The sequence below is a fragment of the Rothia sp. HMSC062F03 genome, assembly GCF_001836905.1.
In the GTDB taxonomy this organism is placed as follows: Bacteria; Actinomycetota; Actinomycetes; order Actinomycetales; family Micrococcaceae; genus Rothia; species Rothia mucilaginosa_A.
Map to the genome: position 1 here is coordinate 1 of NZ_KV830885.1, position 3,492 is coordinate 3,492.

General features: G+C 62.5%; 4 protein-coding genes. 3 read left to right on the top strand and 1 reads right to left on the bottom strand.

Annotated elements, in window-relative coordinates; translation table 11 throughout:
- Positions 1-157 precede the first annotated feature (157 nt).
- Positions 158-1,159, top strand: coding sequence for an aldo/keto reductase (locus HMPREF2674_RS05650; RefSeq protein WP_012904313.1), 1,002 nt, complete (start codon positions 158-160; stop codon positions 1,157-1,159).
- Positions 1,160-1,384: 225 nt separating this feature from the next.
- The gene (locus HMPREF2674_RS05655) at positions 1,385-2,827 is read left to right on the top strand and encodes a sugar porter family MFS transporter (protein WP_070825071.1); all 1,443 of its coding nucleotides are present in this window, start codon (positions 1,385-1,387) and stop codon (positions 2,825-2,827) included.
- A gap of 83 nt (positions 2,828-2,910) precedes the next feature.
- Here HMPREF2674_RS05655 and HMPREF2674_RS05660 read toward each other — a convergent pair whose 3' ends face one another.
- Positions 2,911-3,204, bottom strand: coding sequence for a type II toxin-antitoxin system prevent-host-death family antitoxin (locus HMPREF2674_RS05660; RefSeq protein WP_049346494.1), 294 nt, complete (start codon positions 3,202-3,204; stop codon positions 2,911-2,913).
- A 126-nt stretch (positions 3,205-3,330) separates the two neighbouring features.
- Here HMPREF2674_RS05660 and HMPREF2674_RS09140 point away from each other — a divergent pair, with 126 nt between their 5' ends.
- On the top strand, positions 3,331-3,402 hold the full coding sequence (locus tag HMPREF2674_RS09140; protein ID WP_231840321.1) for a hypothetical protein: 72 nt from the start codon (positions 3,331-3,333) through the stop codon (positions 3,400-3,402).
- Positions 3,403-3,492 lie beyond the last annotated feature (90 nt).

Consider the following 3,492-nt stretch of genomic DNA (forward strand, 5'->3'; position numbering starts at 1 on the left):
TGATTCTGTGGTGGTGTTGGATGGTGGGTGCGTGGTGGAGCAAGGAACCTACCGGGAGCTAACGACCGACCCTACATCACGCTTCAGGAAGCTCTTCGCCTCCCAACTGGAGGGGAAATAACCACGCAACATACCCGCACAACGTAGAGTTAAAAGCATGGAACGTATTGAATCTCCCGTCTACCGCAGGCTCGGCAACTCCGGCCTCGTCGTACCCAGCGTCGGCATCGGCTGCAATAACCTCGGTCGCCCCGGCACCCCCACCCGCACCCAAGAAGGCACCAACGAAGTCATCGCCGCCGCAGTCGACGCCGGCATCAGCTTCTTCGACATCGCCGACCTCTACGGCGCCGAACCCGGCCTCTCCGAAACCATGTTCGGTACCGCCCTCACCCAGCTCGGCCTCGACCGCGACGAACTGACCATTGTCACCAAATTCGGTCTGCCCGTCGGCGACCTCAACGGCAACGACCGCAACGCCCGCGGATCCCGCCGCTACATCATGCGCGCCGTCGAAGGGTCCCTCCGCCGCCTCGGCACCGACTACATCGACCTGTACTTCTACCACAGCCCCGACCCCAACACCCCCATCGAAGAAACCCTCAGCGCTCTCGACCAGCTCGTACGCGACGGCAAAGTCCGCTACCTGGGCCACTCCAACTTCTCCGGCTGGCAGCTCGCCCACGCCGAACACTGCGCCCGTGAACTCGGCACCGAACGGTTCATCGTCGCTGAAAACCACTACAACCTGCTCGACCGCCGCGCAGAACTCGAAATCCTGCCCGCCGCACGGCACTTCGGCATGGGTGTGCTGCCGTACTTCCCGCTCGCTAACGGCCTGCTGACCGGCAAGTACCGCCGCGACAACATTCCCGCCGGTTCGCGCCTGTCCCACTCCAAGAAGAACGTGCTCGACGCCGCCAACTGGGACCAGCTCGAAGCCTTCCACAGCTTCTGCACCGAACGCGGCATCACCGAGGTGCAGGCGGCGTTCTCCTGGCTCGCGCAGCAGTCGCCGGTCACCTCCGTCATTGCCGGTGCGACCAGCGCCGGGCAGGTGCGCGCCAACGCACAGGCGGCATGCCTGCGCTTCGACGCTGAGGACCTCGCCGCCCTGGATGCCATCTTCCCGGCACCCGAGAAGATCGCGCTGTTCTAAACTCCGGCTCCCTCTCAAAGGGGCACTCAGGCGGTCGCACCGAGCGGCCGTAAAATATGTCGAAAAATGTGCGCGATGAGAAATAAATATCACCCGCCGAACGTTTTCGCTAGGATTAGGTGAGGTGTGTCTAACCTGACGCACCTCACCTCGCCTATATACCCACCCCTGCCGCCTGGAAGCAGCCCGGCAGGACCACCCGCCACCGGCACATCAAAGGACACCATGAGCGCACAGAGCACCGCCTCCACCCTGCCCCCTCTGGGCACCGGGAAGCACAGCCGATACCTCGGCATCATCGCACTCATCGCCACCTTCGGCGGTCTGCTCTTCGGCTACGACACCGGAGTGATCAACGGCGCGCTCGAACCCATGAGCCGCGAACTCGGCATGGACTCCACCGCCCAAGGCTGGGTCACCGGATCACTCGCCTTCGCCGCCGCTATCGGCGCGCTCGGATGCGGCCGCATCTCTGACCGGTTCGGCCGCCGAACCACCATCATTGGGCTCTCCACCATCTTCTTCATTGGTGCCCTGACCTGCGTGTTCGCACCCAACGTCGCCGTGCTCATCACCGGACGCACCCTGCTCGGCCTGGCGGTCGGCGGCGCCTCCGCCGTGGTGCCCGTGTTCCTCGCAGAGCTCGCACCCTACGAAATTCGCGGCTCCCTCTCCGGCCGCAACGAACTCATGGTCGTGGGCGGTCAGCTTGCCGCGTTCATCGTGAACGCCCTCATCGGCAACGTATGGGGCGAACACGACGGCGTGTGGCGCTGGATGTTCGCCATCTGCACCCTGCCCGCCATCGGCCTGTTCGTCGGTATGCTGCGAGTGCCCGAGTCGCCGCGCTGGTTGCTGCGCGTCGGCAAGCGTGAGCAGGCGCTTGAGGTGATGAAGCGCATCCGCTCCGTCGAGCGTGCCGAGGCTGAAATTGCCGACATTGAACGCACCCTGCAGGCGGAGGCGACCACCCAGAACAATGCGGCGGGTAAGGAAAGCGTGGGCGTGCGCGGCTGGTTCGTGCGCATCCTGCTCGTCGGTATTCTGGTCGGCGCGGGCCAGCAGCTGACCGGCATCAACTCGATCATGTACTACGGCATTAAGGTGCTCAAGGAAGCCGGTTTCAGCGAATCCGCGGCGCTCATCGCGAATATTGCGCCGGGTACGATTGCGGTGCTCGGCTCGATCCTGTCGCTGCGCCTGATGGAGCGCGTGCCGCGCCGCGTCATGGTCATTACCGGCTACAGCTCGACCGCGTTTTTCCACGTGCTGATTGCGGGTGCATCCATGCTGCTGCCCGCCGATAACCCGGCACGCCCCTGGATTCTGCTGGTGCTCATCGTCTGCTTTGTGGGCGCGATGCAGACCTGCCTGAACGTGTCGACGTGGGTGATTATGAGTGAGCTGTTCCCGCTGCGTGTGCGTGCGGCGGGTATGGGTATTTCGGCGTTTAGCGGCTGGATGATGAATGGTGTGCTGTCGCTGGCGTTCCCCGTGATTCTGGGTGCGGTCGGCCTGACCGGCTCCTTCATCGGCTTTGCCGTGGTGAACGTGATCATTGCGCTGCTGATGTTCCGCAACCTGCCGGAAACTCGCGGCGTGAGCCTGGAGCAGGTGGAGCGCGGCGTGATGGACGGCAGCGCCTACCCCTCCGCACGCGGGCGCTAGATTCGGCGGTTTTTAGGCAAGAATGAGGCGGGCGGCCCCTCCCCGGTGGAGGTGCCGCCCGCCTTGCAATATGCGTTGAAAGACTAGTCTGCAGGGTTCTCTGCAGGGTTCTCTTCAAGGAACTCGTCGAGGCCGATGCGGTAGCCGTCATCTTCGGTGCGTGCCTTACGAAGAGCCTCAATGTCGAGGAGCTCTTCGTACTCTTCCAGCAGCTTCAAATCTTCGTAGGAGATGAGCGCGGCAACAGTCTTACCATTGCGGCTGATGAGGGGACGTTCGCCGGAGAACACTGCCTCGTTGACTTTGGTTCCGAGGTTGTCGCGGAGTTCTTTAAGAGTCGTGACATTGGAACGAGTCCGGTGAGTGGTGACAGTCATGACTGGTTCCTTTCTGGGGTTTGTCCGTTAGCTCCGAGGATAGTTCCTGTGTAGGTTCTATTCAAGAAGCTACAGGGCGAAGAAGGGTACAGGGCACGAGTAGGGAATTACCGCATTCTGTACACCATTGATAACGGTGCGGTTGTTGTTGAGGTCTTCCGAGTTGGTCATCGGCGAGAAGTCTATCGCGGCCTGTAGAGTGAACGCGGCGTGATGGACGGTAGCATCTACCCCTCCGCAGGCAAGCGCTAGATTCGGCGGGTTTTAGGCATGAATGAGGCGGGCGGC